We start from the raw sequence: 26,464 nt of genomic DNA on the forward strand, positions 1-26,464 counted from the left end.
TCGGGTAGACCCGACCGGCGAGCGGCTCATGCGCCGCTGGGGGTCGCGATGGCGGCGATCGCCTTCCGGAGCTCCTCGTCGAACTGCTGAAACGCCGCGAGGCGCCGCAGAGCACGGAGGCGCACCTCGGCCCCGAGGACCGCATAGTACTCCTCCACTCCTCGACCCATCCGGGCACCCAGACCACAAAGCGCCGTCTCCAGGACAGCTTTCGGATCGGACTCCGCTTCTGGATCGGGAGGCAGCAGCGGCATCCGGTCGGTCTCGAAGATCCGACAGAACGCCTCGGGGTCGGCCAGCATCCACGCTTCGGTCTCCCGCACGGGGATGCAGGCCGCTACGGCGAGATCGGGGCGCGCGCGCCGCGCGCGGGCGAGGCCCGGCTCGATCCGCTGGCGCCGCACCTCATCGGGCGCGCCCTCGCCGTCGCTGTGCACGACGAACAGGTTGCACTCGCTCCAGCTCTCCTCGACCGCCGCGGCGATCCGCTCTTCCCGGCTGGCTCCCCGCATTCGTCGCGGCTCGCTGATGCGCCGGGCATCATCTATATAGAAGCCGCCTTTGCAGATCTCGACGGCGAGCGGCGGCAAGATCCGGTTGATCAAATTGCAGAGGAACCGGTCATCGGTGGGGCCCTCGGCATAAACCCCTGCACATAGCCAGATCACGCCTCGTCCTCCGGGCGCGCGGCATCCAGGATGCGCTCGATCTCCCGCCGGGAGACCGTGCCCGGATCGCGCTCCGGGCCGTCGGCAGCGCGCACGTGGCGCATGCGCGTGGAGCGGAGGTCGTCTCCCCGCCGGACGAGATCCGCAAAGACGAGCGACTCGGACCTCCCGTGGAGCGCTGCGACGAGCGCCGGCGAGTGGCTCGTGAGCAGCACCTGCGGCGGGAGCACGTCGCCCTCGGGCGTCGTGGCGTCGACGAGCTTGTCGATCAGAGCGCGCAGCCGGCCGGGATAGATGCCATTCTCCGGCTCCTCGACGGCGATCAGCGCGCCGGGCGGCGAGCCGCGCAGGAGCGTAAGCAGCGCGATGAGGCGCAGCGTGCCGTCCGAGAGGACGCGGGCGGGCACGCGGGCGCCGTCCGTGAACTCGACTTCCAGCCGGAGCTCTTCATCGAGTGGCACCACCTCGAACGAGCGAAAACCCGGGATGAGCTCCGCGAGATCGGCCCGGATCTGCGCGCGCGCCGCGGGCGCAAGCGCAGCGAGCGCCGTCGGCAGGTTGGAGCCGTCCGCTGCGAGGGCCGCGCCTGCGGCGCGCTCGCTGGGGAGGCGAAGCCTGGAAGGCTCGAATTGAACGACACGGATGGCGCTGAGCTCATGCTCAATCCTGCGGAGCTTCAGCGCTCGATCCTTGACCTTACCGGCCGGGTCGCCATGACGTGCCAGCGCCGGATGCCGAGCCATCCACGTGTCCGGCACGGCCGGGTCATCGATGACGTCGCTGTGTTCCTCGAGCGTGATGTCCTCGATTCCAGAGGAGAGGGCGACTCGCTCGATTTCCGCCGTGTACCAATACCGCGTCGCGAGCTGATCTTGTGAAGCATCCCTGTCGGCGACGAGAAGCATCTCCACACCTATCCTGATCCTCCCCGCCGCTCCATCCCGCAGCCGCGAGAACTGATCCCGGATCGCGCCGCGCCCCCCCTTCAGCGCCTCCGTGGCGCTGGTCTGGGCGAGCCGTGACAGGAGGTGCAGCGCGTCGAGCAGGTTCGACTTGCCCGCGCCGTTGGGGCCCACGATCGCCGTCAGCGGCTCCAGGTCCAGCGCGAAGCCGCGGAGCGACTTGAACCCGTCGACCTCGATCCGCGTGATCATCGGCGGTCACCGTACCGCAGCCGCCCCCCCAGCGCACCGGTACACCCCAAAGGATCCGCCGCGCACCACCGCCTCACCCTGGCCGAGCCCCTCCAGAGCGACCTCCGCCTGGCAACGACGGCCGCACGGTACGTCCAGCACGAGCCCGCTCGGCCCCGGATTCCCGCGTGATAGCGTCCTCGCATGGAGCTCCGCCTGCGCGGCCTCACCCACCTCGATCCGCTCGCCGTCCCGCTGCCCCACGGCACCGAGGTGACAACCCGGGTCGACCGCGTCCTCGGGGAGCGCCGCGTCCCGCAGGGCGCCGTCGGGCGCGTCGTCGGCTCGGCGGGCGCCGAGCTCGACGTGATGCTCGTCGGCGTGGGCGTCGTCCGCTACCGCCGGGACGAGCTCGTCCCGCGCAAGACCGGCCAGGTGCGGCACGCGGAGCGGCGCAGCGCCGCCTGGGACGCGCTCCTGCCCGCCGTCGTCCTCGAGGCCGTCGTCGGGTCGCGCGCCTGGGGGCTCGCGAACGAGGGGTCCGACACCGACCGGCGCGGCGTCTTCGCCCTCCCCTTCCCCTGGACCACGGGCCTCGCCGAGCCGCCGCGGGACCTCGTGAGCGCCGACGGCAGCGCGTCGTACTGGGAGGTCGAGAAGGCCATCCGGCAGGCCCTGCGCGCCGACCCGAACACCCTCGAGCTGCTCTTCGTCCGCACCGCCGAGGCGCGCGACGAGATCGGCGCCTGGATCCTCGAGGCGCGCGACGCCTTCGTCTCCTCCGCCATCTACGGCAGCTTCGGCCGCTACGCGCTCTCGCAGCTCAAGCGGCTCTCGCAGGCGCACCGGCTGGCCGAGCACCGGGAGCGCGTGCTCGACTGGCTCGCGAACGACCCCGCGATGTCGCTCGACGACGTCGCCCGGAAGCTCGCCGCCATCAGCCCGCGCGCCGCGCCGACCGAGGCCGACGGGGAGCTCCAGGCGAAGGAGTACGTCAAGCAGCTCTACCGCTCGCTCCACGACCAGGGCCTGCTGCCCGCGCGCGACTTCGCCTCGCTCGCGGCCTTCGCCCGGGCCGACAGGACGTCGCTCGACCTCTCCCGCGACCTCCGCCCCAAGAACGCCTACAACCTGGTTCGCCTGATCGCGACCGCCATCCGCTGGCTGCGCCACGGCGAGGTCGATCTCGTGGTGCAGGGAGACCTGCGCGAGACGCTCCTCGCCATCAAGAGCGGCGCCTGGCCGCTCGATCGCACCATCGAGCTCGCCGAGTCGATGACGCCCGAGCTCGAGGCCGCGCGGCTCGCAACCAGGTTGCCGCCGCACCCCGACGTCCCCCGCGCCGACGTGCTCCTCCGGCGGGTCCGCCAGGAGATCGCCCGCCGGCACCTCGCGGCGGAGCCCGGCCCCCTCGGCAAGGGCGCTCCCCCCGCGCCGGTCGCAACCTGGGACGACGGAGACGCTGCCCCCACGCCCGGCGACGGCCCCACGCCCGGCGACGACCCCGCGCCCGGCAACGAGGAGAGAAAGGACGACCGATGAACCCCCAGGTGCTCGAAGCAAAGCAGCAGGAGGTCGCGGCGCGCGTCATCGCCGAGGAAGAGGCCAAGCGTTCGCACCTCGTCATCGCCCTGAGCGGCGCCCACGCGTACGGCTTCCCCTCGCCGGACAGCGACCTCGACCTCAAGGCGGTTCACGTCGAGCCGACCGAGAAGCTGCTCGGCCTCCACCGCGGCAACGCGAGCCCCGAGCGGATGCAGGTCATCGACGGCGTCGAGATCGACTACACGTCGAACGAGCTCCACCCCGTCCTCATCGGCGTCCTCCAGGGCAACGGCAACTACATCGAGCGGATCCTCGGCCCCCTCCAGCTCCACGTCGATCCCGACCTCGCCTCCCTTCGCCCGCTCGTCGCCGCCGCGCTCTCGCGCCGGATCTTCCGCCACTACGTCGGCTTCGCCACGAGCCAGCTCCGGGCCTGGGAAGCGGGAGGCCGCTCGTCGGCGAAGAAGCTCCTCTATGTCCTCAGGACCACGTTGACCGGCGCCCACGCCCTCCGGACGGGCGAGATCGTCACCGACGTCACCGCGCTCCTCGACCTCTACGGCTTCAGCGACGCGCGCGAGCTGGTCGAGGCCAAGCGCGCCGGGGAGCAGGCGCCGCTCGCTCCCGACGTCGCCGAGCGCTGGGCCGAGCAGATCGCCCGCGCCTTCACGACCCTCGAGGCGGCCCGCGATCACGCCGCGCTTCCGGAGGAGCCGCCCAACCAGGGAGAGCTCAACGACTGGCTTCTCGCGCTGCGCAAGGCGCGGCTCTGACGCGCGGCGAGGGCGCGCGGGCACGCCAGCCCGGTCTCACCGCGGCAGCGAGCAGCCGTCCCCGCACGCGTTGCGGCCGTCGCCGCACTTCACCGCGCGCCCCTGCCCCACGCAGGTCACCTGGCATCCTGCCCCGGCGTTGGAGCACGCCACCGCGCACGAGCCCATGCACATCACCTGGCACCCTCCGACCCGATTGCACCTCACGACGCTCCTGTCGCCCACGACGTGGGCGCACTTGTTCACGTCCTCGCAGGTGATCGAGCACCCCGCGCCGCAGGTCACCTGGCACGTCTCCGCGCTGCGGCAGTCGGTGGAGCAGCCGTCAGCGCACGTCGTGCTGCACCCCTTGCTCCTCGCGCAGGAAGACTGGCACTCACCGGCGCAGTGGCTCGCGCAGCTCTCTCGATCGGAGCAGCTCGGCCTGCAGCCGGGCGCGTCGCCGCACGTCAGCAGGCAGCTCGCCGGCACGTTTCCCGGACTGCCGCCCGGGCAGGTGCAAGGCGCGCCCGGCGGGCAGCCGGCGGGGTCGACAGCGAGCGCCGCAGCGCTCCGGGCCTGCGCGACATCCGGCAGGGACACCGGCGCGCCGCTGTCGCCAGCGTCGCCGCCGCCCCGATCGCGGGAGGGCCAGAGCAGCAGCACCATGCCGACGCCCACGAAGAAGAGGAGCGCCCCCACCCCGCCGACGACGGCGATCTGCGTCGCTCCCGGTGCGCGCGGCCCCCGCCCCCGGGGCGCGGCCCCCGCCCCCGCCACCCCCGGATAAGGCTGCCCCGGAGGAGCCCCCGTCGAGGCCGCCACCGCCGCCGGCATCACCCCCCCCGGCGGGCTCGCGCTCGGGAACTGCGCCCCCACCGGCGGCCCATCGGGGATGGCCCGGCCGTACGCGCGCGTGCGCTCGTCCATCCTGGCCAGCTCCCCCGTCGCGAAGGGCGGCTCCTCGCCCCGTCGCAGCGCGCGCACGTCGGCGAGCATCGTTTGCGCGTCCGGGTAGCGCCGCTCGACCTGGAAGGCGAGCGCGCGGTCCACGACGCGCGCGACCCGCGGATCCACGCCCGGCGCCACCGTCGACAGCGGAGGAGCCGGCGTCGTGCTCCTCCTCACGAGGAGCTCTCCCTCGGTGAGCCCATCGTCGTCGTGGACTCGACGGTTCGCGAGGATGGTGAACATCGTCGCGCCCACCGCGTAGAGGTCGGCCCGCCCGTCCACGTTCCTCCCCAGGATCTGCTCGGGCGCCATGTAGCTCGTCGTGCCCAGCACCGCGCCCGTCCGCGTCTTCAGCCCCGAGCCGCCCTGCTTCATGCGCGCGATCCCGAAATCGAGCACCTTGAGCCGCCCATCGCGGGTCACGAAGAGGTTGTCGGGCTTGATGTCCCGGTGGACGATCCCGGCGTCGTGCGCCGCCTTGATGACCTCGAGGAGCGTGTCCATGTGGGCGAGGAGCTCGATCGAATCGATCGTACCGAGCCGCAACACGCGCTCGCGGAGGCTCTCTCCGTCGAGCAGCTCCATGACGAGGAACGGCTCTCCTCGCTCGGTCACGTCGATGTCGTGGACCTGCACCGCGGCCGGGTGCCCGAGCCGCGCGGCGGCGAGCGCCTCCTGCTCGAAGCGGGCGCGGAGCTCCCGGGACACGGCGCCCTCCGGGTGCAGGATCTTGATGGCCACGCGGTGCCCCACGTGATGGGTGGCCGCGTAGACGGCCGCCATCCCCCCCGCCCCGATCAGCGCGTCAATCCGCCATTTTCCGTGGAGGATCGTCCCGACGCGGGCTCTCAGCCGCTGGATCTCGTCCTCTTCCGCTTCCGACATCGGCGCGGAGGCTAGCACGGGCTACCGCGCGGCCGGCTCGCGCGGAGGCCGCGCCGCGCGCGCGGCGCCCTGTCACGCCCCCCGGCCGCGGCCGCGGCCCGCCGTCTCCCACGCCGTCGCCACCGCCTCTTCCGCGCTCGCGACCGACACGATCCGATCCGAGCGCCGGTCGTCCACGCGCCCCCCGGCGAGCTGCCTCGCCCAGCCCCCGCTCGTCGCGAGCGCGATCACCGGCTTGCCGAGCTGCCAGGCGACGGCGATCTCGCTCAGCGTGCCCGCGCCGCCGCCGACGACCACGACAACGTCGGCCATGGCGACGACCAGGATGTTGCGCCCGATCTGCATGCCGGTCGGGATGACGATGTCCACGTACGGGTTGGCCGTGGACGCCTCGTACCCTGGCAGGATCCCCAGGATATCGCCGTCGCGCCACGTCGTCGCCTCGCGCCCGCCGCGCGACACGGCGGCCATGACGCCCCCCAGCCCCCCGGTGACCAGCCGGAACCCCGCCTCCACGGCGCGCCGCCCGAGCTCGACGCACACAACCTCGGTCGCCGCGTCCACCGCGAGGCCGTTGCCGATCACCGCCATCACGGGGCGGCGCGGCACGTAGGGAGCGATGTCCCGCTTCGTGTCCTCGTCTTCTCGCTCGTCCCGATCGTCGTCCATCACGGCTCCGCTCCGGCGCCCGCTACTTCTTCAGCCGGCCGAGGAGCTGATCGCCCAGCTTGGGCTGCTCGATCTTCCCGAACACCTTCTTGGGAACGAGCTTCATCGGAGACCCCCTGGAGGGCGCGGGCCGGCCGAGCCCACCCGAGGGCGCTGCTCCCCGGGCCGCCGTTCGTGCGCCGGATCGAGCTAGCCCCCGCGGCCGCGTGGAGTCAAGGCTCGCGCCGGCGCCGCGAGCGCGCTCGGTCGCGTGGTCGCGTGTCGCCCGGTCGCGCTACCGCTGGGCCGGGTAGAGGCCGTCCACGGCGTCGGCCCAGAGCTTGTTCATGGCCACCCGCCCGGCGGGATCCGGGTGCACCTTGTCGGTGAACCGGTCGGGGTGGTCCTTGAACCACGTATACAGGTCCGGCCCAGCAGGGAGGCCGTTCTCCTCCGCCAGCGCGTCGATCGCCTCGTTGAACACAGGGACCGCGTCGTGGTTGCCGTCAGGCGAGAACGGAATGTGCGCGAGCACCGGTACGCGGCCCGCCGCCTCGATCTTGTCGATGATCTGCTGCAGGTTCGCCTTGAAGGTGCTCGGGTCGGTCTGGCCCCAGGAATCGTTGGTGCCGTAACCGATGGCGAAGTAGTGGAAGTCGGGGTTCAGCTCCAGGACGTCATCGATTCGATCGAGCGCGCTGGGCTTGTCGCTGCTCTTCGTGAGCTCGCTCCCGATGCCTCCGTTGATCATCGCCGGATAGTGGGCCGGGTGCGCCGCGTGCACGTTCTCGGCGAAGCTCGGCTGCGTGGCCGGGGTGTCGCGGTCATAGGCGAACGCCGTGATGCTGTCGCCGAGGAAGAACCACGTGTCCTCCGCGCCCTTCGAGATGTCGTGCACGTCGATCTCGTCGAGCTGCACGCCGGTGTCGTCGGTCGTCGCGGGGGCCGCGGTCACGACGAGCCGGACCCAGCTCTTGCCGCCGAAATCGAAGCTGTGGGCGCGCGTGCGGACCGGGTTGTTGGTCACCTCCGCGACCTGGGTCCAGGTGCCGTCCGAGCCGTTCGTCGAGTCGCTCGACGTCTCCACGCGGTAGGCGCCCGGCGCCCCGTATTGCACGTCCGTGTAGTTGTAGTTGTACGAGGCCGTCCAGCTCAGGAGCAGCCGCTCGTACCCGGTCCCGACCTGGATGGCGACCCAGGCGGGCGCGGCCGAGGTGGGCTTGCCCGCGATCCAGGTCCCCGCCGACCTGTACTTGCCGTCGTTGATCACCGACGCCGTCCCCCCCGAGGCGAAGGCCGGCTTGCCGCGAGAGATGATGGGATTGGGCACGATCCCCTGCGCGTCCGCACCGCCGCCGGTGCCGCCACCGCCACCGCCGGTGCCGCCGCCGCCGGTGCCGCCGCCACCCGTGTCCCCGGCGCCGCCCGTACCACCGCCCGCGCCGCCCGTGCCCTGCGCGGTGGTGCTCCCGGAGCCCCCGGAGCTCGCCGACGAGCCGCCCGTGCCCCCGGAGCTCGCTGACGAGCCGCCGCCGCCGTCGTCATCCGAGCAGGCCGACAGGAGGACTACCGCCCCCAGCGCAAGAACCAGGAAAGGTGACTGGTGAGTTGAACGCAAAGTCATCGAAACCGACCTCCAGCGCCGGGCACTCTGGGGCAGTTCGGCGCCACGATCAACCACCTCCGTCCTCGATCCACGTCGACAAATGAACCGGTAAAGTCAAGTTCGCTGCGCCATAGATCGCGTCAGCCCAGGCAAGTGCCTCGACGAGTGAAACCATCAACTGAAACGGTAAATATCCAGAGATGTTACCCGTCGCGACGGGGGCATGGCAGATCCTCGCGACGGACCGCGCCCACGGTCGGGATCAACCGTCCGGGCAGGTGACCGCAGCGCGGGTCGCGCTGTACCGGCGGCTGCTCGCGGCCGCCGGCGCCCGGCCCGACGAGGCCCTCCGCCACGAGGCGCCCGGCGGGCTGAGCCTTACTTGATGGTCCGGACGAGACGGAAGCCGACGCCTCGGGACACCGCGTCCGACGCGGGGTAATTCTGGCCGGCCACTCGCAGCATATCCCGCGAGCCCGCGGCGTTGCCACCCCGAGCCACGCGGAGATCCGCCGCGTCGGTCCTCAGCGCGATCTCCGTGGCAGGGTTCGTCACGGGCCCCTCGGCGTCATGAAAGACGGGTCGATCGCTGGTCCATTCGAAGACGTTGCCGAGCATGTCGAACAGGAGCCAGCGGTTGGGCCGCTTCGTCCCCACGGGGTGCGTGCGCCCCCCCGAATTCACGTCATACCATGCGATGGGCTCGAGGCTCGGCTCGGGGTCGTAGCGCGCATCCGGATTCGCTCCGGTGATGTCACCTCCGTAGTAGGCCGTCCTCGTCCCCGCGCGCGCGGCGTACTCCCATTCTGCCTCCGTTGGCAGGCGATAGCCCTCGCACTCGTAGACGCTCGTCGCGCCGCCGGTGAGGTCCACGCGGCCGCAGATCACGCCGCGGCCCAGCTCGCCTTGACATTCGGAGAGCTCGAAGCAGGGCGCGAGCGGCGGCTCGTGACGTGCGGAGAGCAGGTTCGCGAAGAGCAGGGCTTCGAACCACGTCGCATAGCGGAGCGGGCACGCGTCGTCCTTGCAGGTCACCGGACCTTCCTGCACCTTCTCCGGCTTCTCCGGCATGACGCTGACGAGCTCCGACCACTGCTTGCGCGTCAGCTCGAACTGCCCGATCTCGAACCCGCGCTCGAGCGTGACCGCCCTTGGGATCTCGGAGCTCTCACCACGCCAGAGCTCGCTCTCTGGCGAGCCCATGATGAAGCAGCCCGGCGGAATGCGACACCAGCCGTCCGCGCACTCGGCCACCACCGCCGGATGGCGACACACGGATCCATCGGCGGAGGCGACTTCCCAGCCAGCCACCTCCGGACCGGCCGGATCCACGTTGCTGGCCGGCACGACGGAGGGCTCCCGGCGCTCCGCCTCGGGCTGGCAGCCGAGGGGGACGATCAGGAGGGCCCAGAGAGCGACACCGAGCGCGCACGTCATCGAACCGCTTGTGTTCATGGCTCGTCGCTGACCCCGAGGTCCGCGCCCACGACCTCGAATCGATCCGCTGCGGGCTGAGTCTTGAGCCCCTCCGTCACGAGCAAGGCGACGCCGCCGAGCAGGCTCTCGTGGCCCAGTCCGCCATTCCAGCTGACGCGCTTGCCGGTGCAAGGTTCGACGTTCTCTGCCGATTCACTGCACGCGGCGACGTAGGCGTTGAAGAGATCCTTCATCGTCCAGCGCAACTCCGGCGTCGGATGGTTGTCGACCCCGTAGAGGAACTCCAGCCAGTCGTACTCGGTGCCGAACGAGAGGAGGTCGGGGGACGAGCTCCCGTCGATGCAGTGCGTGTTGCGCCACCGGACCGCCTGCTTGCAGCTCACCGGGACCGGCGGCTGATTGATGTAGAGGCCGGTGTCCTCATCGAACGCGCAATCGGTCACTCCCGGCATGCACTCCGTGTTCGACATCGGCTTGTAGTAGACGAACGTGCAGTCGGATTCCATGTCGGCGTTGAAGGCCTTGGCCGCGAAGTACTGAGCAAACCCCTCGACCTGCGCGGCGTTCGGCTCCTCCAGCGATTGCAGGCAGTGGAGCCGCTGATCGGGGGGGACGCCATCGCAGCGGCAGAGCGCGAGCTGGTCGGCTTCGCCCGTGCCGCAGCCGTACTCCGGCCTCATCAGCCCTTGACCATTGCCCTGAATGAAATGACCGAACTCGTGCGCGACGACGTACTTGAAGCGGGTCGACGAAGCGGCCAGCCCGTCTGGCTCGAGAAACAATGTGTTGCCGCTCCTGCAGCTCGTCTGGAGCTGCTCCCCCGTGCACGGATCGCTGGTGAGACAATATTCGTCGACGACGATCTCGATTCGACCATTGCCCTCGTAGCGATGATCGATCATCGCACGCACGATGCCGAGCTCGCCATCGCTCTCGTGTTCACGTTTGAGCATCTGGCTGATCGCCGCGCCGGCTCGGGTGATCGAGTTGTGCTCGACGAAGGCCGGGCGGAGGGGCGCCGGGGGCGTCGTGGGCCAATCGATCGGGTGGGCCGAGCACGTCGCGTCGGTGACGCTCCCGAGGTCCTCCGCGTAGATCGCGCACATGGAGGCCGGCCCGCTCTGCCCGGTTTGCCGCACGACGACGTTGGCCCCGGTGAACGCTGAGCCGTTGATGGCGCAGTGGGTCCCCGAAGGGTCCAGGCAGTGCTGGCTGATGACGCGGGTCGCGATCTGGAGGTCGGTGCCCAGCTGCCAGTGCGAGCGAACGGGGAGCTTGGGCCTCGGAACGCAGCCGTCGCCGTCGAGCACGCCGCCGCGGTCGAAGAGCACGCCGGTCGAGTTCGTCATCGTGATCTGGTAGCGCGCAAAGCTCGCCGGGACCGGCTGCATCTCCTTGCCGGGAAGGTAGTCCTCGCTGCCGATGCCGGTCCAGGGGCCAGAGTCGATGAACTGCGCGTTCCAGTCGAAGCAGATGTCCGGGCTCGCGATCGGCGTCGCGGTGAAGCACATGCGGCCGCCGTCGATGCACGTCTCGTTCGCGCCGGTAGCGCCTGTAACCAGGTCGACGTCGAACGCGTAGTCCCGGAGGTCGTCGTCCCCGAGGCAGAACCATGCGTCGTCGTCGTCCACGTCGACCGAGACGTGGACAGTGGCCCGATCGCGAGCGACCTGCACCGTGCCGCTGCTCGTCTGACCCTTGTCCTGGCCGTCGATGACGAGCTTGGCGACGAACGGATCGACCGTGCCACACAGCCCCTCGCCCTCATCGAAGCTGAGCGAGGTGACCGTGAACGTGAAGGCGGCGGGGCCGGCCTCCTCGTTGCTCGTGTTGCCCACCTGAGGGCCCACGAAGTCGCCATACACCTCCGAGGCCAGGTGGGACGTGGCAGACGTCGTCACCTCCGGCGCGAGCTGTACGTTCAAGGACGCGAGCGACACGCCCGGACGCTCGATGGGGACGAGGGCGGGCGGCGGGTCGGGCTCTGGCTCCGGGGGTACATCTCCCAGATCGCAAGCGGGGCTGGACGAATTCGCGGTCGCCGTCTCTCCGGCGAGCTGCCACGAGAGGCTGCCGCTCAGGTCGAAGGGCGCAAAGAACACCTTGTCGTGCACCCCGGGCAAGAGCGTCGTGGGCGGCGCCACGCCTCCCGCGGGGACGAGCTGGTTCTGGGGGCCGAGCGGCACCGTGACCGGGAAGTCGCTCTCGTTCTCGTAGCCGAAGAGCGCGGCCCCCGCAGGGTGCTTGAAGCGTCGCACGCACTCGACAACCGGGTGGATGTTCAAAACATCGTACCAGTGGTCGAAGGGATCGAACGTGATGGTGGAGCCCGCCTCGGCGGCCTCGACCGTTTGCCCGAAGAACGACCCTCGATGTCCGGGCGACCCGACCGGCGCGAGGCGCAGGGTCGCGCTGGGCGCCACGAGGGTCCCGTTGAACGCGGACTCGAGCGAGACGGTCCCGGTCCCGAGGTAGGCCAGGAAGAAGCTGCTGTCCGGGCCGACGAACTGAACTCTACCCTTGAAATCGAGCAGCTGGCGTACATAGACGATCACCGGGCCTGCCGACGTGTCGAGGCGGGCGATCGACTGAGGCTGCATCTGGAGCTGATCGAGATAGTACGTGCCCGAGCTGAGATCCAGCGTGCTCCGGGAGCCGACGGAGACGTTCGCGTAACCTCCCGGGGCCAGCGACGAGGTCGTGTCCGGTCCGACGGGCGGTACGCTGACGAGCGACGGAAAGTCGACAGTGAAGCGCAGGTTCCCGAGGGGGCCGAGGGGCGTCGCCGGAAGCTCGGTCCCGACGATCGCTGCCCCGGCTTGCTTGGTGATGGTGCCTGCCGCCTGGACCGTGCCGGTGGCCTGCGTCTGACTCCCGAGCCAGACATTGCCTCCGCTGACGAGCGCCCCTGTCTTCGTCGCGGCGTTGACCTCGAGGAGGCCGGTGCCGACGTTCACCGCCGGCGCTGGCGCGCCGTTCACGTCGCGCAGCGTGACCCCGCCGGCGATGTGCAGCGACTGCGATGCATGGAGGGCGACGTTGCTCTGTGAAAAGCCAGCTGGGAACCCGAGCGCGATCTCGAACTGGTTCGAGAGCGCCTGCCTGGCCGTGGAGATCGCGGCCTGCTCGGGAGCCTCCCCCGCGGGCGTACCACAAGCTACCACGCTCACGCTCGCCGCCAGCGCCAGGGCCCGTGAGAGTCTCGCCTGGATCCTTGAACCGTCGTTCGTCGTGCTTCCCCCTCTGCCACCGGCAGAAGGACACAACCTGGTGCGCTCCGGTAGATTGATGTTCTCGTGTTTTGCCATGGTCGTCCCGTGAGCACAGGCCGCTGTGGAAAACGCTGTTTCTCGGCCGCTCGGACTGGCACGTAGCACTCCATGTGCCAGGCGCAGAGGACGCGAGAAGTCTCGATCCGTCGCGTTCCACGCGCTGGACGACGGGCCGCCCGCCGCGCTGTGAGGCCCGTTCTCCATGACATGTCACGGGCTGCAGCGTGACATGTCACGGCTCGCGGCATGACATGTCACGGCCCGCAGCGCGGCACTGCCCGCGGGAGCGTCGCGCATCGGTCGCGCGCGGCTCTCGACGGTTCGGCGCCGCAACATCGTTGCCCAGACTCGGTCCTGGCCCCGTGATAGGGAGACCCCTCTCTACGCGCCCCCCGCCACCTCGCTCCAGTCGATGTCGAACCGCGCCAGGTACTTCCGCAGCCGGTCCGCGTCGTTGACGCTCTTCTTCTTCGCCCGCGACGCCGCGAACAGCACCCGTCCCGCCTCCGACAGCGACCGCGCGCCCTTCAGCACCCGCAGCACCTCGGCCAGCTGCACCCGGTCGAACGGGTCGAGCGCCGCCGCCCGGCGCGCGCCGAGCGCCGCGACAACGAGCTCGTCCCCGTCGCCCCCCTCCCCCGCCATGCCGCCCCTCACGCCGCTGGCCGCCGGCGCTCGCCGCCAGGCCTCCACCAGCCGCCCGATCTCCTCCTCCACGATCGGCCCCCCGATCCTCCCCCCGGGCGCGAGCGTCGCCATCCGCGTCACGGCCGCGTTGAAGTCCCGGAAGTTGCCCGGCCACACCGCCTCTCGCGACGTCGCGAACGCGAGGAACCGCGCGCGCGCGTCGCGGCTCATCGTGATCCGCACGCCGAGCAGCCGCGCCGAGGCGTCGAGCTCGTATTCGAGGTTCGGCTCGATGTCCTCGACCCGCTCCCTGAGGCCCGGGAGCCGGAAGGTCCACAGGTTGATCCTCGCCAGGAGGTCCTCCCGGAAGCGCCCCGCCAGAACCTCCAGCGCGAGATCCCGGTTCGTGCCGGCGAGCAGCTGGAACTCGCTCTTCACCTCCCTGTCCGAGCCGACCGGCAAGAACGCCTTCTCCTCGATCGCCCGCAGCAGCATCGCCTGCTCGTCCGCGCCGAGCTCGCCTATCTCGTCGAGGAACAAAACCCCCTCGTGCGCCTTGCGCAGGAGCCCCGGGCGGTCCTGGAGCGCCCCCGTGAACGACCCCTTCGTGTGCCCGAACAGCGCCGACATCGCCCCGTCGCCGCGGATCGTCGCGCAGTTCAGATCCACGAAGTCGCCGCCCACCTGCCGGCGCCCCTTCTTGAGGTCGTAGATCTTCCGCGCGAGCTGCGATTTCCCCGCCCCCGTCGGGCCCATCAGCAGGATGGGCGCCCGCGACGCGATCGCCACGTGCTCTATCCGCTCGATCAGCTTGTTGTACGCCGCGTTGCGCGTCTCGATACCGCTCTTCAGGAACGACACCCCCTCGCGCTGCTCCTTCTGGAAGCGCGACGCGATGCGGTCGTACTTCGAGAGGTCGAGATCGATGATCGTGAACGACCCGGCCGCGAGCTCCTCTCGGTCGCGCTTCGGCGGCGACGTCTGGATGAGCCGACCCGGGAAGTACCGCGACTCCGTGAGCAAGAACAGGCAGATCTGCGCGACGTGCGTGCCCGTCGTGATGTGGACGAGGTAGTCCTCCCGGTCCGGCGCGAACGGGTAGGCCCTCGCGAAGTCGTGGAGCGCGCCGTACACCGCCTCGAAGTCCCACGGATCGTCCACCTCGACCACGTGACCGCGGATGTCCGTCTCCGGCGAGGCGCGCCGCACGTCACCCATCACCGTCTCCGCCAGGCCCTCGAAGCGGCGCTGGTAGAGCAGCTCGAACCGGTCGACGATCAGGTCCTCGTGCTGGCACAGCGCCACGCTCGGGCGCCAGCGCGACCAGCGCTCCTGCGTCTTCCCGGTGTCCAGCGTCGGGCCCAGCATGCCGAGGACCACGGTCGTCTTGCGCGTCATAGAATGCTCTCTAACCGTTTTATACACAGGTCTAATCCGCAGGGCCAGCAGCCCGTGATCGCCTGGATTTCGAGTGGCACGGGCCGTGCGATACGCAGACGCAGACGCAGACGCAGACGCAGACGCAGACGCAGACGCAGAACGCAGGAACGACAGAGACCGACGGACCCCGCCGCGAACGCGAGCCGCGGCGCGCGCCGGACGGCTCGACCCCTCACCGGAGATCTTGCCATGGAGCGAAGCTACAACGTCATCCCCACGGACTCGGGCGTGCCCATCAAGGCGTGGACGGTCGGCGTGCCGTTCGAGACCGCCGCGGAGGCGCAGCTCAAGAACCTCGCCGCGCTGCCGTTCATCCACAAGTGGATCGCCGTGATGCCCGACGCGCACCAGGGCATCGGCGCGACCGTGGGGAGCGTCGTCGCGACGCACGGCGCGGTCATCCCGGCGGCCGTCGGCGTCGACATCGGCTGCGGGATGATGGCGGCGCGCACGAGCCTCTCCGCGTCGCAGCTGCCGGACGCGCTGCGCGGGCTCCGGTCGGCCATCGAGGGCGCGGTGCCGCACGGCCGCACCGACAACGGCGGGAAGAACGACCGCGGCGCGTGGCGCTCGCCGCCCCCGGCCCAGGTCGCGGCGTGGGCCGAGCTCGAGCCGCGGTACCGGCAGATCGTCGAGAAGCACCCGCGCATCGGGCGCGGCCACGCCATCGAGCACCTCGGCACGCTCGGGACCGGCAACCACTTCATCGAGCTCTGCCTCGACGAGGAGGACCGCGTCTGGGTCATGCTGCACAGCGGGTCGCGCGGCGTCGGCAACCGGGTCGGGAGCTACTTCATCGAGCTCGCCAAGCAGGAGATGAGGCGCTTCTTCATCCACCTGCCCGACGCCGACCTCGCGTACCTGCCGGACGGGACGAGGCACTTCCACGACTACATGCAGGCCGTGTCGTGGGCGCAGGACTTCGCGGCGGTGAACCGCGAGCTGATGATGGCGCAGGTGATCGAGGCGCTCCGCGGCTCGGGCGAGCTGCCGCCCTTCGACGCGACGGTGGAGGCGGTGAACTGCCACCACAACTACGTGGCGCGCGAGCACCACTACGGGAAGGACGTGCTCGTGACCCGCAAGGGCGCCGTCCGCGCGCAGGCGGGTGATCTCGGGATCATCCCGGGCAGCATGGGCGCGCGCTCGTTCATCGTCCGCGGGCTCGGCAACCCGGAGAGCTTCTGCAGCTCGAGCCACGGCGCGGGCCGCGTCATGTCGCGAGGCGAGGCGCGCCGCCGCTTCTCCGTCGCGGACCACGAGGCGGCGACCGCGGGCGTCGAGTGCCGCAAGGACGAGGACGTGATCGACGAGACGCCGGCGGCCTACAAGCCGATCGACGACGTGATGCGGGCGCAGGAGGATCTCGTCGAGATCGTCCACACCCTGCGGCAGGTCGTCTGCGTGAAGGGGTGAGCCGCGCGCCGCGGGGCCGTGATATCGCTGATCCAGGAGAGAGCCGATCGCCATGCTGACCATCGATGGATCCATCGGAGAGGGAGGGGGCCAGATCCTCCGCACGACGCTCGGCCTCTCGCTGATCACCCAGACGCCCGTCCGTATCACCTCGATCCGCAAGGGCCGCGCGCGCCCGGGCCTGATGCGGCAACACCTGACCTCGGTCCGGGCCGCTGCCCAGATCGGCCGCGCCGAGGTGTCGGGCGCCGCGCTCGGGTCGCAGGAGATCGTGTTTCGACCGACCGCGATCGTCCCCGGCGAGCACACGTTCCAGGTCGGGAGCGCGGGGAGCACGACGCTCGTGCTGCAGACCGTCCTGCCCGCGCTGCTCCGCGCGCCCGCGCCGTCGGCGCTCACGCTCGAGGGCGGCACGCACAACCCGCTGGCGCCGCCGTTCGACTTCCTGGACCTCGCCTACCTGCCGCTCGTGCGGAGGATGGGGCCGGACGTCACCGCGACCCTCGTGACGCCCGGCTTCTACCCGGCCGGCGGCGGGGTGGCCCGCGTCTCGATCGCGCCGGCGCCGGCGCTCGCGCCGCTCGAGCTCCTCGAGCGCGGGGAGATCCGCGGCCGGCGGGCGGTCGCGACGGTGTCGAACCTCCCGGGCGCCATCGCGGCGCGCGAGCTCGACGCGGCGGCGGCGGTGCTCGGCTGGGAGCCGGACTGCTTCAAGCCCAGCGTGCTGAGGGGCGGGAACGGCCCGGGCAACGTGCTCACCATCGCCGTCGAGAGCGAGCACGTGACCGAGGTCTTCACCGGGTTCGGGGTGAAGGGCGTGCGCGCGGAGTCCGTCGCCACGAAGGCGGCCGAGGAGGCGCGCGACTACCTCGCGGCGGGCGTCCCCGTGGGCGAGCACCTGGCCGATCAGCTGCTCTTGCCGATCGCCCTCGCGGGCCGCGGCGCCTTCCGGACCGTGCGCCCGTCATCCCACACGACAACCCACCTCGGGCTGCTCCGAGATCTCCTCGGGATCCGCGCGTCCGTCGAGCAGATCTCGGACGCGGCGTGGCAGATCGAGATCTGGCGCTGAGCGCGGTCCACGGCGGATCCGCGGCCGATTGACGTCGGCGTCCCGGTTGTGCCACATCACGACGGGCGTACGGCGCGCCCTGCGCCGCGGGCTGCCCGCGGCGCGGCGGCGCGCCCGGACGGCGGCGACGCGGAAGGCGGGACAATGGCGAAGCGCGATTACCTCAAGATCACGGACACGACCCTGGCCGAAGCGCACCGCGTGCTCAGGCTCGCCGCTCGCCTGAAGGAGGAGCCGAAAGGGCGGCGCACGACGATCCTCGCCGGCCGGGCCATCGCGGTCGTCCTGGAGAAGGCGAGCACGCGCACGCGCGTGTCGTTCGAGGTCGGCATCGCGCAGCTCGGCGCGCAGCCGGTCGTGCTGAGCACCCAGGGCAGCCAGATCGCCCGCGGCGAGCCGATCCGCGACACGGCGCGCGTCCTCGCCCGGTACTGCGACGCGATCGCGTTCCGCACGTCGTCGACCGCGCGCCTGCTCGAGATGGCCGAGGCGAGCGTGCCGGTGATCAACGCGCTCTCGGACGACGGCCACCCGGTGCAGGTGCTCAGCGACGTCTTCACGATCCAGGAGGCGCTCGCGGCGAGCGGGGACAGGAGCGGCATCGCCGGCCGGCGCATCGCGTTCCTCGGCGACTGCGCGAGCAACATGGCGCGCTCGTGGCTCGAGGCGGCGCAGCTCTTCGATTTCCACCTCGTGCTCGCGGGGCCCGAGGGGTACATGCCGCCCGCCGACGAGGTCGAGCGCGCGCGGAAGACGGGCCACGTCACGATCACCCACGACCCGCGCGAGGGCGCGGCGGGCGCGGACGTTGTGAACACGGACGTGTGGGCGAGCATGGGACACGAGGCCGAGGCGGAGAAGCGCCGCGCCGCGTTCGCCGGCTGGACGGTGGACGCGAAGGTGATGGCGAAGGCCGCGCAGCACTCCATCGTGCTGCACTGCCTGCCGGCGCACCGCGGCGAGGAGATCGACGACGAGACGCTCGAAGGGCCGCGCTCGCGCGTGTGGGATCAGGCCGAGAACCGGCTGCACGTGCAGAAGGCACTCATGCTGTGGCTGCTCGGCGTCGAGCTGGCCTAGAGCGTCCGCCCGCCACGCGGGATCAACCGAGGAGCGCGCCGCGCCGGGAGCGGGCGGGGGGCCCGTCGCCGCCCGAGCGGCCCGTGAGGTCCGCGACGACCTGCACCAGATCGGCAGGGTCGATCGGCTTGGCGACGTGCTTCTGGAAGCCGGCCGCCAGCGCCCTCCTCCGGTCCTCGAGCCGGGCATAAGCGGTCAGGGCCACGGCGGGGATACGCCGGATCTCGTCCCGGCCCGCCGCGCGGAGCTGGTGGATCAGCGCATAACCGCTCTCCCCCGGCATACCGATGTCGCTGAGCAGGACATCGGGCCTCAGCCGCTCCAGGACGCTCATGGCCTCGCTCGCCGAGCCGGCCGTTGTGACCCGCGCGCCCGCTCCCTCCAGCAAGAACGCGATCATCTCCCGGGCGTCCGGCTCGTCCTCGACGACGAGGACGTGAACGCCGAAGAGCGGCGGCGGCTCCCCGCTCCGCAGCGGGGCGCGCCCCGGCGCGGACGGCGGCCCCTCGTGCGCGGCGGAGGGCACAGCGGGCAGGGGGAGCGTCACCGTGAACGTCGCGCCTCCCCCCTCGCCCGGGCTCTCCGCCTCCACCGTGCCGCCGTGCAGCTCGACGAGGTGGCGGACGATCGCGAGGCCCAGCCCGAGCCCGCCGTGCGCCCTCGTCGGGGAGGAGTCGCCCTGGCGGAAGCGGTCGAACACATACGGCAGGAACGACGTGGTGATGCCCTTGCCGCTGTCCGTGACCGAGATCGCGACCTGGGCGTCGCTCCGCCCCACCCGGACGGTGACAAGCCCTCGCTTCGGGGTGAATTTCACCGCGTTGGAGAGCAGGTTCCACATGACCTGCTGGAGGCGATCCGGGTCGCCGCACACGTGGCTGAGCCCCTCGCCCGGCTCGACGCGGATCTCGATCTCCTTCGCCTTCGCCGTCGGCGTGATGGTGTCCACGGCGGCCGCGATGACGGCGGCGAGATCCACCGCGATCGTGCGGAGCCGCAGCTTGCCCGTGATGATCCGGGAGACCGTCAGGATATCGTCGACGATCTGCGCCTGCGCGTGGGCGTTGCGCTCGATCGACGCCATGCCCTGCTTGACGCGCTCCGGGGCGAGGCCCTTGTCCTTGATCAGCCTCGCCCAGCCCAGGATCGCCGTGAGCGGCGTCCGCAGCTCGTGGGAGACCGTCGCGAGGAACTCGTCCTTCATGCGGTTCGCGTCCTCGGCCCGGAGGCGGTCCTTCTCCGACTGGGCGAGCGCCTGCTGCTCGCGGCGGAGCAGCTCCGTGCGCTCGTGCTCGAGCTGCTTCAGCTCGGTGATGTCGACCACGGCGCCCGTCAGGAACAGCGGGGAGCCGTCCCGATCGGCGACGATGCGCCCGCGATCGTGGACCCACCGGATCGACCCGTCGGCGCGGACGACGCGGTGGATGAGGTCGTAGATGCACCGCTCGCGGATGCTCTTCTCCGTCATGGCGCTCACCGCGTCGAGATCCTCCGGGTGGACGCGGCTCAGCCAGTCGCTGACGGGCTGCGTCGTCTCGCGCTCGTCCAGGCCCAGGATGCGGTTCAGGCTCGCGTCCCTCGTGTCGTAGTTCGTCTCCAGGTCGACTCGCCACGTGCCCACGTCCGCCGCCCACGTGGCCAGCCGGAGCCGATCCTCCCGGTCCTGGAGCGCGCTCTCGATCCGGAACCGCTCGGTCAGGTCGACCGAGGCGCCGACCATGCGGATCGCCTTGCCGGACGCGTCCCGGAGCACCGCGCCGCGATCGAACACGCGGGCGACGGAGCCGTCGCCGCGGTAGACGCGGTACTGCGCCGACCAGGTGTCGGCGTCCCCGTGGATGAGCTCCTCCAACGCGCGCGCAATGCGGTCGCGATCCTCGGGCAGCACGCGGTCCACCCACCACGCGCCGGTCGGGGCCGTCTGCTCGGGCGTGTAGCGGAAGACCTCGTGAAATGTCGCGTTGCGCTCGACCCGGTCCGTCCGGATATCCCAGTCCCAGATCGGGTCCTTGATCGCTCGACCGAGGAGGCGATAGCGCTCGTCCTGTACGTCCGCCTCCAGGCGGGCTTGCTGCTCCCGGGCGTCTGCGTGCGCGGCGCCTTCGGCGAGGCCTGCGAGCGCGACCGCGGCCTGATCGGCGAGCGCCTCGATCAGCCAGGCATCCTCGCCGGAGGCCGGGGCGCCCCGCTCGACCGCGAGCACGCCAGAGACACGGCCGCTGACGATCAGCGGCGCGGCGGCGACGTGGACCGCCCCGTCCAGCGCTCGCGCCATCCCGTCGTCGGCCCTCGGGAGCGGGCGGCCGCAGAGCTCGGCGAGCAGCGCCGGATCGAGCCCCAGCGCCGCTCGCACGACCGGACGGCCGTCCTCGTCGTTCAGGATCAGGACGGCCCTGCCGGAGCCGCTCAGGCGCGCCGCCGCGGAGAGGACGATCTCTTGAATCGCGGGCGCCGAACACGCCGACGCGAGCGCGCGGCTGGCCTCGGTCAGCGCGCGGATCTGCCAACGGTGCCTCTCCTCGTGTTCGATCACAGGCAGACGACCCTCGGATCCAGCAGGAGGGTGCTCTCGCGGACGATGGGTGTACATCCCTGACCAGATCGGCCGGGCACGCTCTTGGAACACGGCGCGCCACCACACCAGAGCACGAGCAGGCGGTATGCCTCTTGCGGCCCTGTCATAGGAGCGCGCGGACATGCGCGCCAGCCAAGCCGCGGCGGCCCGGCGCAGAAAACTTGGCCCGGTATCCCGATTCCTGAGCAAACCCACGCAGCGTGGATTTCCGCGACATGCCGCCCGAGCTCCTCCTGGCCGTGGCCGGCGCGGCGCTCGCCTTCGGGCTGGTCCAGACGCTCCGGCTCGCGTGGAGGCGCGCATGGCAGCGGCGCCGGCTCTCGCGGTGGCGGGAGCAGGGCGCCGCGGGAGAGGCCCGCGCCGAGGTGCTCCTCCGCGAGCTCGGCTATACCATCGTCGGCCGGCAGGTCGCGGTCTCGTACGGAGTCCAGATCGACGGCGAGCCGGTCAGCGTCGGGCTCCGCGCCGACTACCTCGTGGCGCACGGTCCCAGGCGGTATGTCGCCGAGGTGAAGACGGGCCGGCTCGCGCCGCGCATCGACACGCCCGCGACGCGGCGGCAGCTGCTCGAGTACCGCGTCGCGTTCGACGTCGACGGCGTGCTCCTCGTCGACGCGGAGTCCCGGCGGGTGCGGTCGGTGGTGTTCCCGCTGCCCGCCGGCGCCGCGGCCCCGTCACCGTACGGCGCGCGCCTCGCGTGGGTCCTGGCGGCCATCGTGGGGGGCCTCGTCGCGGCGATGGCCGCGCGCTCCGCGGGGTGACGCGGGCGCGCGGCGGGCCAGGGCGCGGCTTGCGGAGGGCGCGCGGACGGCCCGCGGCGCGCGCCGGGGCGATGCCTACGGGCGGCTCGCGGCGCGGCGCGCGCGGCGCCTGCGGCCGGCGAGCAGCAGGAGACCGAGCCCGAGCAGACCGACCCTGGCCGGCGAGGCCTCCGAGGTCGCGCCCGCGCGGCACGCGCAGGACGTGTCGGGCTTGTTGCCGCCCGAGCCGCCGCCGCTGGCGCCGCCGGAGCCGGAGCCGGAGCCGGAGCCGGAGCCGGTCGTCAGATCCACCGGATCGTCGAGCCCCACGTCGGGTCCGATCGACCCGGTCGCGGCCGAGGCGGCGCCGCCGTGGACGACCGGCTCGCCGCAGACCCCGTTGACGCACGGCGCGTTGCCGGGGCAGACGGCGCCCGCGCACGCGTCGGCGCAGTTCCCGGCGACGCAGACCTGCCCGTCAGCGCACGTCTTGCCGTCGCAGCCGGTGTCGACGCAACGGCCGTCCCCCCCGCACACCTTGCCGGCGGGGCAGGTGCGGCACCCGCAGTTGGACTGGCAGATGCCGCGCTCGCAGACCGCGCCCTCCTCGCACTCGATGTGGGCGCAGAGATCCACGCACCGCCCGAGCTGGCACTCCTGGTTCGCGGGGCAGACGACGCCGTCACACCCGCCCACGCAGTTGCCGCCGACGCAGATCTGGCCGCCGGTGCACTCCTTGTCGACGCACGCCGGCTCCACGCAGAAGCCGTCGTCGTTGCAGACGAGGCCGACGTCGCAGACCACCTCGCCGCGCCCGCAGTACGGCACGCACGACCCGCGGTTGCACACGAAGCCCTCGTTGCAGAGCCCCTCGCCGTTATCGACCTCGCCGTCGCAGTCGTTGTCGATGTTGTCGCAGGTCTCTTTCTGCTCGCCGGGCTCGAGCACGGGCAGGCACTCGACGTCGCCCTCGGTCGCGCAGCCCGTCCTGCCCACGGCGCACGCGCCCTGCAGGCCCGTGTCGCAGACCTCGCCGCCGCCTTTGCAGGTCACGCCCGTGATGTAGTAGACGAAATCGTTGAAATCGCCGTCGTTCTCGTACCCGCCCTGGCTCCCCTTCCAGCTCGTCGCGGTCACGGGCAGGTCCTCGAAGGCGACATAGAACGCGTCGGGCTCGGCGGTCGACGTGTAGATCAGCGTCGTCACCCACGGCGCGTTCGGCGTGCAGTTCGTGCAGACGGTGTTCAGCTCGCGCTGCGAGAACTTCGTCTGGGTGCAGTACGTGCCCGTCTTGCCGATCAGCGCGAAGCCGACCAGGCCGCCCTGGTACCGCCGGTCGCTCCGGATGTCCGCCGCCGAGAACTGCCGCGGCGTCCAGCCGTGCTGCCCCGTCTGGGTGGTGTTCATCGTGGCCAGCGGGCAGAAATCGTCGTCCTGGCACTGGAACGCCGTTTTGACGTCCGCGGGAATCAGCTCGTAGATCTGGTTGTCCGGCGGGCGCACGCCGCTCGCGGTCGCGTTGTACCAGCCGAACGCGACCTTGCACCCGCCCCCGCGCAGCACCAGTTCTCCCGAGAACCCGCAGAGCGGCGAGAAGACACCTGGCTCCGTGCTCGCGTCGGCCACGGGATCGATGTCTTCCCCCCGGTACATGAAGAGCCCCTCGAGCGTGACGGCGTTCTGGGGGAAGCCCCGGCTCGTCACGAGGCCAAGCTCGTTCTCCTTGACCGCCGTGGGCAGGCGCGTGCCGTCCAGCTGCGTCACAGCAGCGCTCGCGGGCACGGCCCCCGCGAGCGGGGCAAGCGACAGGAACAAGGAAAAGGCGGCTCGAGCCGCGCGGCGGCGAGACGTCATGAAATAAGGCGTTTGCGGCATGAACACCACTCTACACCTCCCGAGGAGACCAGGGTGGATGAGATTACACATCTCCACACCGCCAGAATTATGCAGCACGGTTGTTCATGCGTCGCGGCGCGCAGCCGTCTTGACGCACGCCGTCACCACGGCGCCTGGAGTTGATCTGACGTTGAGTTGACCGTCAGCGTATTCCTGCGCCGCGCCACCTCGCGCCGGGACAGGCCTCCTCGGGCGCTGCGCGAACGACTGCGGCGGAATCGCCACAATGGCTCAATGAAAGAGCGGAGCAATGAAACGACGGCGCGCGCAACGAAACAACCAGCAGCGCGGCCGAGCAACGCGGCGACGCTCCCGGCGCGGGGCGTTGCCTCGGTGTGGTAGGCTCGCGCGGTCAGGCTGCGCGTTTCCACCGCCACCGTATGACCAAGAAATCGCTCCGCGTCTATTTCATCGCCCACCACGACGGCCGCTTCACCGGGATCCTCCTGCGCACGTGGGCATTCCTCTTCGATCGGCCGGCGCCGTCCGCCTATGGCGCCTCCGAGGACGAGGTGCTGCGCGCGATCGAGGTCGAGCTCCACGCGAGGCTCGCCACGGACGAGGACGATCTCGATCGCTACCTGTGGGACGAGTCGTTCGAGGTCCGCTCGCTGGACGTCGACGTCCACCCGCAGACAACGGTCAAGCGGACCGCCGTCGTCGGCCGGCGCCAGATCCCGCTGCGGCTCACGTACCTCGCGAGCAAGCTCGCCGAGGGCGGCGTCCGCGTGATGCTCCCCCGCTTCGGCTGGTCGGTGGTCCTCGAGGATCTCTCGATCGCGCCCGACGTGCTCCGCCAGCTCGTCACGAGCGCGCTGCTCGGCGAGTCCCCTCGGTCGCTCTTCGATTTTCGCCGGGAGGGAGACGAGTACGTGCGCCCGTGGTCGCCGCGCCGGATGGAGCGCGCCGGGCGGAGCGCTCGGCGCCCGGAGGACGAGCGCCCCACGCTGCACGCCGTCTCCGAGGATCTCGTCGAGAAGGCCGCGCGCCAGCGGCTGCCGCTCGCGGTGGGCGAGTCCGAGGAGCTGGAGCAGGCGCTGCCGCTGTTCGACGCGGCGCGCGCCGCGCGCGCCGCGTCGATGCCGTCGATCCTGCTGGTGGGCGGCCCGGGCGTCGGCAAGACGACCTGGGTCCACCGGCTGGCGCGGCGGTTCGCGGCGTGGCGAAGGGACAAGGCGCGCGCGAGCTCGCCGGGCCTGTTCAGCACCTCGGCCGATCGGCTGCTCGCCGGGATGAAGTACCTCGGCATGTGGCAGGCGAGGTGCCTGAGGCTCGTGAGCGAGCTGTCGCACGAGGGGGACCTGCTCCACGTCGGCGCGCTCCTGCCGCTGCTGCGGCCGCAGCCGGACGGCGCGTCGATCGGCGACGTGTTCCTGCCGGCGCTCCGGACCGGGGAGGTGAGCCTCATCGCGGAGTGCACCGAGCCGGAGCTCGAGGCGTGCCAGCGCCGCGCGGCCTCGCTCGTGGCGTGCTTCCAGATCGTCCGGCTGCGCGAGCCGGACGCGGCCGCGGTGCCGGCGCTGCTCGCGGAGTACGAGGCGCGGAAGGACACGCGCGTCCGGCTGCACCCGGCGGGCAAGAAGCGGCTTGTGCAGCACCTCGCGATGTTCCGGCGCGACGTGCTCTTCCCCGGCAAAGCGTTCCGCTTCTTCGACTGGCTCGCGCAGGAGGCCGGTACGCGGGCCGGCGGGGAGGCGGAGGCGGCCGGAGCGGCGCCTTCGCGCGTGCTGTACCCGCGGGACGTGTCCGAGGCCTACGCGCGCCATTCGGGGCTGCCGATCGAGCTCATCGCCGACGAGATCCCCGCGAGCGCCGAGACGATCGCGCGCGGGCTGAAGCGGCGCGTGATCGGGCAGGACGAGGCGTGCGACACGGCGGCGCGGGTGCTGGCGCGCTTCAAGGCCGGGATGAACGACCCCGAGCGCCCGTGCGGAACGCTGCTGTTCGTCGGCCCGACCGGCGTGGGCAAGACGGAGCTCGCCAAGGAGCTCACGCGGTCGATGTTCGGCGACGAGGGGCGGATGATCCGGCTCGACATGAGCGAGTACAGGCTCCCGGGCTCGTCGGCGCGCCTGCTCGCGGCGGGGCCGGACGCGACGACGCTGGCGCAGCGCGTGCGGCAGGAGCCGCTGTCGCTCGTGCTGCTCGACGAGATCGAGAAGGCGCACCGCGAGGTGTTCGACCTCCTGCTCGCGATCCTCGGCGAGGGGCGGCTGACGGACGAGGACGGGCGCCACGTGGATTTCCGGATGGTGCTCATCGTGATGACCTCGAACCTCGGCGTCGCCGACAGGGCGCCTGTCGGCTTCGGCGGCGACGACGAGCGCGCCCTGCCCCCGGGCGCGCGGCGCGCGGCGCCGGCGGGCGTGCGCGAGCACTTCCGGCCGGAGTTCGTGAACCGCATCGACCACGTCGTGCAGTTCCAGGGCCTCGGGCGGGACAGCGTGCTCAGGATCGTCGATCTCGAGCTCGCCAAGGCCGAGGCGCGCACCGGGCTCGTGCGGCGCAACCTGAGGCTCCGTGTGCTGCCCGAGGCGCGCTCCTTCCTGGCCGAGGCGGGGTTCGATCCGAGGCGCGGGGCGCGGCCGCTGAAGCGGGTGATCGAGGAGCGGGTGATCACGCCGATCGCGGCGCGCATGGCGGAGGATCCGGGGTGCAGGGATCGAGAGGTCGTGGTGGCGGGCGGCGGCGCGGGGCTCGAGGTGCGGTTCGGGTAGACGT

General features: G+C 71.4%; 18 protein-coding genes. 8 read left to right on the top strand and 10 right to left on the bottom strand.

Annotated elements, in window-relative coordinates:
* Window positions 1-26: 26 nt before the first annotated feature.
* Both WMF45_RS39270 and WMF45_RS39275 read right to left on the bottom strand, forming a co-directional pair.
* On the bottom strand, window positions 27-668 hold the full coding sequence (locus tag WMF45_RS39270) for a DUF4276 family protein (protein WP_437711061.1): 642 nt from the start codon (window positions 666-668) through the stop codon (window positions 27-29).
* Complete coding sequence (locus tag WMF45_RS39275; protein WP_437711062.1) at window positions 665-1,822, bottom strand: AAA family ATPase; 1,158 nt, start codon at window positions 1,820-1,822, stop codon at window positions 665-667. The genes WMF45_RS39270 and WMF45_RS39275 overlap by 4 nt, the downstream gene beginning before the upstream one ends.
* Window positions 1,823-2,005: 183 nt before the next feature.
* Here WMF45_RS39275 and WMF45_RS39280 point away from each other — a divergent pair, with 183 nt between their 5' ends.
* Complete coding sequence (locus WMF45_RS39280) at window positions 2,006-3,343, top strand: DNA polymerase beta superfamily protein (RefSeq protein ID WP_437711063.1); 1,338 nt, start codon at window positions 2,006-2,008, stop codon at window positions 3,341-3,343.
* Window positions 3,340-4,119 (top strand): nucleotidyltransferase domain-containing protein, encoded by a 780-nt coding sequence (locus WMF45_RS39285; protein WP_437711064.1) that lies wholly within the window; start codon window positions 3,340-3,342, stop codon window positions 4,117-4,119. Before WMF45_RS39280 ends, WMF45_RS39285 begins: the two co-directional genes overlap by 4 nt.
* Window positions 4,120-4,155: 36 nt before the next feature.
* On the opposite strand, the gene WMF45_RS39290 is transcribed toward WMF45_RS39285, so the two are convergent.
* The 3 genes from WMF45_RS39290 to WMF45_RS39300 all read right to left on the bottom strand — a co-directional run bounded on the left by WMF45_RS39290 (window position 4,156) and on the right by WMF45_RS39300 (window position 8,206).
* Window positions 4,156-5,934 (bottom strand): protein kinase domain-containing protein, encoded by a 1,779-nt coding sequence (locus WMF45_RS39290; protein WP_437711065.1) that lies wholly within the window; start codon window positions 5,932-5,934, stop codon window positions 4,156-4,158.
* A gap of 72 nt (window positions 5,935-6,006) precedes the next feature.
* A complete protein-coding gene (locus WMF45_RS39295) occupies window positions 6,007-6,603 on the bottom strand; it encodes a TIGR00725 family protein (protein ID WP_437711066.1) in 597 nt (198 codons plus the stop codon).
* Window positions 6,604-6,877: 274 nt separating this feature from the next.
* Window positions 6,878-8,206, bottom strand: coding sequence for a GDSL-type esterase/lipase family protein (locus tag WMF45_RS39300; RefSeq protein WP_437711067.1), 1,329 nt, complete (start codon window positions 8,204-8,206; stop codon window positions 6,878-6,880).
* Window positions 8,207-8,388: 182 nt separating this feature from the next.
* On the opposite strand from WMF45_RS39300, the gene WMF45_RS39305 reads away from it, so the two are divergent.
* Window positions 8,389-8,574 (top strand): hypothetical protein, encoded by a 186-nt coding sequence (locus tag WMF45_RS39305; protein ID WP_437711068.1) that lies wholly within the window; start codon window positions 8,389-8,391, stop codon window positions 8,572-8,574.
* On the opposite strand, the gene WMF45_RS39310 is transcribed toward WMF45_RS39305, so the two are convergent.
* From WMF45_RS39310 to rtcR, 3 genes are all read right to left on the bottom strand, one after another.
* Window positions 8,567-9,643 carry a formylglycine-generating enzyme family protein gene (locus WMF45_RS39310; RefSeq protein ID WP_437711069.1) on the bottom strand — a complete coding sequence of 359 codons (1,077 nt, stop codon included), beginning with the start codon at window positions 9,641-9,643 and terminating at the stop codon, window positions 8,567-8,569. The genes WMF45_RS39305 and WMF45_RS39310 overlap by 8 nt on opposite strands.
* Window positions 9,640-12,795: a hypothetical protein gene (locus WMF45_RS39315; protein WP_437711070.1), complete on the bottom strand. Its 3,156-nt coding sequence runs from the start codon at window positions 12,793-12,795 to the stop codon at window positions 9,640-9,642. Before WMF45_RS39315 ends, WMF45_RS39310 begins: the two co-directional genes overlap by 4 nt.
* Before the next feature lie 483 nt (window positions 12,796-13,278).
* Complete coding sequence (gene rtcR / locus WMF45_RS39320; RefSeq protein ID WP_437711071.1) at window positions 13,279-14,922, bottom strand: RNA repair transcriptional activator RtcR; 1,644 nt, start codon at window positions 14,920-14,922, stop codon at window positions 13,279-13,281.
* Between the two features lie 231 nt (window positions 14,923-15,153).
* Here rtcR and WMF45_RS39325 point away from each other — a divergent pair, with 231 nt between their 5' ends.
* From WMF45_RS39325 to argF, 3 genes are all read left to right on the top strand, one after another.
* Window positions 15,154-16,380, top strand: a complete 1,227-nt coding sequence (locus WMF45_RS39325) for an RtcB family protein (protein WP_437711072.1) — start codon at window positions 15,154-15,156, stop codon at window positions 16,378-16,380.
* 52 nt (window positions 16,381-16,432) lie between these two features.
* The gene (rtcA, locus tag WMF45_RS39330) at window positions 16,433-17,452 is read left to right on the top strand and encodes an RNA 3'-terminal phosphate cyclase (RefSeq protein ID WP_437711073.1); all 1,020 of its coding nucleotides are present in this window, start codon (window positions 16,433-16,435) and stop codon (window positions 17,450-17,452) included.
* A gap of 144 nt (window positions 17,453-17,596) precedes the next feature.
* Window positions 17,597-18,532: an ornithine carbamoyltransferase gene (gene argF, locus WMF45_RS39335; protein ID WP_437711074.1), complete on the top strand. Its 936-nt coding sequence runs from the start codon at window positions 17,597-17,599 to the stop codon at window positions 18,530-18,532.
* Between the two features lie 22 nt (window positions 18,533-18,554).
* Here argF and WMF45_RS39340 read toward each other — a convergent pair whose 3' ends face one another.
* Complete coding sequence (locus WMF45_RS39340) at window positions 18,555-21,065, bottom strand: PAS domain-containing protein (protein WP_437711075.1); 2,511 nt, start codon at window positions 21,063-21,065, stop codon at window positions 18,555-18,557.
* A gap of 257 nt (window positions 21,066-21,322) precedes the next feature.
* Here WMF45_RS39340 and WMF45_RS39345 point away from each other — a divergent pair, with 257 nt between their 5' ends.
* Window positions 21,323-21,868 (top strand): hypothetical protein, encoded by a 546-nt coding sequence (locus tag WMF45_RS39345; RefSeq protein WP_437711076.1) that lies wholly within the window; start codon window positions 21,323-21,325, stop codon window positions 21,866-21,868.
* 75 nt (window positions 21,869-21,943) lie between these two features.
* Here WMF45_RS39345 and WMF45_RS39350 read toward each other — a convergent pair whose 3' ends face one another.
* Entirely contained in the window at window positions 21,944-23,722 is a 1,779-nt protein-coding gene (locus WMF45_RS39350) for a hypothetical protein (protein WP_437711077.1), read from the bottom strand.
* A 401-nt stretch (window positions 23,723-24,123) separates the two neighbouring features.
* On the opposite strand from WMF45_RS39350, the gene WMF45_RS39355 reads away from it, so the two are divergent.
* Entirely contained in the window at window positions 24,124-26,460 is a 2,337-nt protein-coding gene (locus WMF45_RS39355; RefSeq protein ID WP_437711078.1) for an AAA family ATPase, read from the top strand.
* The last annotated feature ends 4 nt before the right edge of the window (window positions 26,461-26,464 follow it).

It is taken from the genome of Sorangium sp. So ce448, assembly GCF_051520915.1.
GTDB lineage: Bacteria > Myxococcota_A > Polyangia > Polyangiales > Polyangiaceae > Sorangium > Sorangium cellulosum_B.